Genomic DNA, 4,310 nt, shown 5'->3' on the forward strand with positions numbered 1-4,310 from the left:
AATTTTTCTTTAGCCATTTCAAAATACCTCTGGGTATAAGTAATAAGTTTACTGTTATTTTTTACATTAAGGTGAGATATTGAATAGAGTAATCTAAGGAGTGGTGCTGATAGGCAGATTCGAACTGCCGACCTCACCCTTACCAAGGGTGCGCTCTACCAACTGAGCCATATCAGCATTAAATCACATAGATTGGAGCGGGTGGCGGGAATCGAACCCGCTTCATCAGCTTGGAAGGCTGAGGTAATAGCCAGTATACGACACCCGCTGACTCTATCAGATGATCTCTGATTTTAGATTTAGCTAAACTAAGATGAAGCGTAAATCAAAAACATGGTGGAGGGAGGTGGATTCGAACCACCGAAGGCTGAGCCGTCAGATTTACAGTCTGATCCCTTTGGCCACTCGGGAACCCCTCCACATAAAGCCTATACCTTTTAACAGGTACCTTAACAAATCATATTATTGTTAAGTATTAATGGTGCCGACTGCCGGAATCGAACTGGCGACCTACTGATTACAAGTCAGTTGCTCTACCAACTGAGCTAAGTCGGCACTACATTAAGTGGTGCGAATTCTAGAGTAATGTTTTCATGCTTGCAATAGCTAATTTCAAAATATTTAATGTTTTTTACTTATTATTACTCGTTTGATGTTTTTTTATGCAAGCAATAGCCTGAAAGCCCTTGGCAAGTGCAACCTACCACAATAGTTACGTAATATATTGCTGTAAACCATAAAATACTAATGCCTCTATATATACCATTTCCACATTAGTTAATGTAGTTAACGCTGGAGCATTACCACCAGTGATAATAATACGTTCAACAGCCCCTAGTTCTCGCTCGGCTTGTAAGATCGCTTGATTAATTAAACCTACTGTTGCAGCCCAACAGCAATTATTAACATTGTCGGTTGTATTTAACCCAAAAGATAACTCAATATCTCTTTTAGTCTCTGCCTTTATATGGGCAGTATTTTGCAGCAACGTATTATATAAAGTAGTTATACCCGCAAATATCCAACCACCACGATGTTGACCTGTATTATCAACCAGATCAAAAGTGGTGGCAGTACCAGCATCAATCACTAAGATATTTTGCTGTGCATAGCGCTGCTGGGCACCAATAATTGCTAGCCAGCGATCTACACCTAACTGTTCAGGTATCTGATACCCCGAAACAACACCGTTTTTACAACGTTCGCTTTTTACTTCGGTATAGCTGATATGGTGATCAATACAATACTCAACTATGGGATTAACAATTTCGCTATTGGCAACACTAGCAACAATTACTTGCGAGACTTGGTTATCAACGACGCAGAGGTTATTAATGAAACTATGGTTGAAATGCAAGTTCTCAATACTATGGATATTTTCAATATGCTGGGTATTAACATTATTTAATAAAGCATACTTTACTCTGCTATTACCAATATCGATGAGCAAAATCACTCTATGCCCCTTAAACTTACTTCGCCACCATAGATCGCTTTCACATACCCGTCAACGTCCAAAAGCAAAGCGCCTTGATTGTTTATGCCACGACAAATGCCATGCGTTGTCCGTTCACCAGTTAGTAGCTTCACTGGCTTATTTAAGTAAATATCGTATTTATGCCATTCATCTAGCATCTCGGATAATCCACTTTCTCTATGCTGTAATAAGCGCTCCCACAAACAGCTAATCAACTCTGCACATAAACCATCTCGATCAATCGTGATATTGGTATGAGATTTCAAGTCTGTCCATTGTTGGTCTATCGATTTTGCAGACTCCGTGGGCATATTGACGTTCAAACCAATACCTATAACACTATGGCTCGGTTCGAGCGCCTGTCCTTCTAAATCAATCAAAATACCAGCCAGCTTGACACCACTTAAATAAATGTCATTTGGCCATTTTAATTCAACTTGTATATCACAGTAATTCTTTACCGCATCACTAACAGCTAAAGCCGTTACTAGGCTCAAACCCATAGCTCCTGCTAGCCCTTGTTCTAAATACCAATACATAGATAAATAAATTTGGGAGCCAAAGGGAGATACCCACTGACGTCCGCGTCGCCCTCTTCCTGCACTTTGGTATTCAGCTAAACACACGCGACCTTGAGACATTCTTTCAGGTATCAAGCGCATTAAGTGATCGTTAGTTGAATCAATTAAACTATGTACTTCAAGCAAATGAGGGTTTACGGTATGAAGCAATTGTTCAGGAACTCTTAATGACCTTTCAATATTTTTTTCATCTAATAAAGTCAACGGTGTAGCGAGTTTATAGCCCTTACCTGTTACACTGTATATATCTAAGCCCATAGCTAATAGGCTTTTAATATGCTTAGCAATGGCTGCTCTACTAATATTTAACTCTTGCGCTAAAACCTGACCAGAAATAAAACTGCCGTTTGCTAATGACCTAACCAAATGAGCTTTAACTGAGTTACTCGAATTTCTTGGATGAGCCGTATTAATCATAATTAACGCCATTAATTACACTATCACCATTAAGCTTTTCAAAATGAACTTCTCCTTGTGCAGAGACCATACGTACTTCAGGTATTATTTTTACCGAAAACATTTCAAAAACCTGCTGCTGAACAAACTTAGCTAACGTTATAAGATCTTGCCCTGTACCATTTTCATAATTCACAAGCACTAAAGCTTGACGTTGATCAACACCAACCCCTTTAAATCGAAAACCTTTTAAGCCACTTTGTTCGATTAACCAACCTGCCGCCAACTTAACATTGCCTTTACTTTGCGGGTAATGGGGTATCTGTGGATATTTTGTCTGAATCTGTAAAAACTTTTCCTGACTAACAATAGGGTTTTTAAAGAAGCTACCTGCGTTGGGCAGTTTTTTTGGATCTGGCAACTTAGACTGTCTTAATTCAATCACTTTGTTCATAACCACTTTGGCATCGACATTCACAGGTAGAACATCTAGACCGCTATAGTTTAAGTTTGCTTGCCATGCTTTAGGGAAAAGTAGAACAAGCTCTGTAATAAGTGCTCGGTTATGCAAACAATTTTTAAATATACTATCTCGATATGAGAATTTACATTCTTGTGCTGACAGTGTTTTAAGCTGCTTAGTGACCAAATCAAAATAACTAACCTCTAAACAAAAATCAGCAAATTCAACTCCATAAGCACCGATGTTTTGCACCGGTGCCGCCCCGACACTTCCGGGAATAAGCGCTAAGTTTTCAAGTCCATTGATTCCATGTTCGATACAAAAACTAACGAGATCATGCCAATTCTCCGCAGCCCCAACCGTTACCTTATAATGGCTCTTTGTTTCATTAACAGTGACCCCTTTAAAGGCAGGCTTAATAATAACAGGTGCTGCAGGTTCAACAAAAAGTGTATTACTCCCATCACCTAAAATATAAAAATCACCATAGCAGAGCTCAGGTAAGGCAAGTAACTCTTCAAGTGTCTCAACTAAATATAGTTGCGAACAAGATACTGCTATATTGAAACTATTACTATTCTGCAGAGAGTAGGACTGGTTAAGACTCATGGACTATTAATATTCTGAAATATGAAAAGGGTATTGTACTTAAAAATTGTAATAACACCAATTTCAGTTCTAGGTATTATATAGTAGAGGATACACTTATCTGTCGTTATTACTTCTAGAGTAAGTCAGTAATTTAGGTTCCTAAATATTAAAACCCATTACTTACGTAACGGGTTATATCTACAAATAATAAATTAGCAATTACCTTGCTGACACTGTTGATAAAAGTAATTATATATTGCTTCACTAGTAGCGCATGCAGAACCGCCTCTGTTATCTGCACACAACTGTATACGCTGCGACTTTGCATAGCTATCACAATCGTAATAGCACGAACCAGCATAGGCTGAACTCATACCAAACATAAGTCCCACGCTAAGTACTACTGATTTTGATGATAATGTTTTTACCATTATTTATATTCCTTTATTATTGAAGACCAACATCAATGTACTTATTTATAGAAGTAAATTTAGTCCTTACCTGATATTCAGTACTTAATTAGTACCTTATGTTAAATTGACGCTGTTTTATGACCTTAAACAACGTTTAAATAAATTAGCAGATTTATTTTGCATAAACAGTAGCCACTTTAGTTACGCATTCAGTAATAATTTTAAGGTATTATTCACACAGCCATTTAAACTCACGATTATGATCGCGGTATATTCACGTTTCATTATCCTGCTACTGCGTTTTACACATTCTTTAAAAACCACAAAGCAAAAAGCCCGACTCTTTCGAATCGGGCTTTTCTTAATAGAAGTTTAGCAATGTCCTACTC

Annotated in this window: 4 protein-coding genes and 4 tRNA genes; all 8 read right to left on the reverse strand. The window is 37.8% G+C overall.

Annotated elements, in window-relative coordinates; all coding sequences use genetic code 11:
* Nucleotides 1–101: 101 nt before the first annotated feature.
* Nucleotides 102–177, reverse strand: a tRNA-Thr gene (locus KO495_RS02640).
* Nucleotides 178–193: 16 nt separating this feature from the next.
* Nucleotides 194–268: transfer RNA gene (locus KO495_RS02645), tRNA-Gly, on the reverse strand.
* A gap of 66 nt (nucleotides 269–334) precedes the next feature.
* Nucleotides 335–419: transfer RNA gene (locus KO495_RS02650), tRNA-Tyr, on the reverse strand.
* A 60-nt stretch (nucleotides 420–479) separates the two neighbouring features.
* Nucleotides 480–555 (reverse strand) — tRNA-Thr (locus KO495_RS02655).
* Nucleotides 556–712: 157 nt separating this feature from the next.
* Nucleotides 713–1,456: a type III pantothenate kinase gene (locus tag KO495_RS02660; RefSeq protein ID WP_215978855.1), complete on the reverse strand. Its 744-nt coding sequence runs from the start codon at nucleotides 1,454–1,456 to the stop codon at nucleotides 713–715.
* Nucleotides 1,453–2,475 (reverse strand): bifunctional biotin--[acetyl-CoA-carboxylase] ligase/biotin operon repressor BirA, encoded by a 1,023-nt coding sequence (gene birA, locus KO495_RS02665; protein ID WP_215978856.1) that lies wholly within the window; start codon nucleotides 2,473–2,475, stop codon nucleotides 1,453–1,455. The genes KO495_RS02660 and birA overlap by 4 nt, the downstream gene beginning before the upstream one ends.
* Nucleotides 2,468–3,526, reverse strand: a complete 1,059-nt coding sequence (murB, locus tag KO495_RS02670; RefSeq protein ID WP_215978857.1) for a UDP-N-acetylmuramate dehydrogenase — start codon at nucleotides 3,524–3,526, stop codon at nucleotides 2,468–2,470. Before murB ends, birA begins: the two co-directional genes overlap by 8 nt.
* A gap of 194 nt (nucleotides 3,527–3,720) precedes the next feature.
* A complete protein-coding gene (locus tag KO495_RS02675) occupies nucleotides 3,721–3,939 on the reverse strand; it encodes a hypothetical protein (RefSeq protein WP_215978858.1) in 219 nt (72 codons plus the stop codon).
* Nucleotides 3,940–4,310: the final 371 nt, after the last annotated feature.

This window comes from Colwellia sp. D2M02 (assembly GCF_018860755.1).
In the GTDB taxonomy this organism is placed as follows: domain Bacteria; phylum Pseudomonadota; class Gammaproteobacteria; order Enterobacterales; family Alteromonadaceae; genus Colwellia; species Colwellia asteriadis.

Coding starts and splice junctions, on each gene's coding strand:
- birA (WP_215978856.1), bottom strand. CDS start 2,475: ATGATTAATACGGCTCATCCAAGAAATTCGAGTAACTCAGTTAAAGCT.
- KO495_RS02675 (WP_215978858.1), bottom strand. CDS start 3,939: ATGGTAAAAACATTATCATCAAAATCAGTAGTACTTAGCGTGGGACTT.
- murB (WP_215978857.1), bottom strand. CDS start 3,526: ATGAGTCTTAACCAGTCCTACTCTCTGCAGAATAGTAATAGTTTCAAT.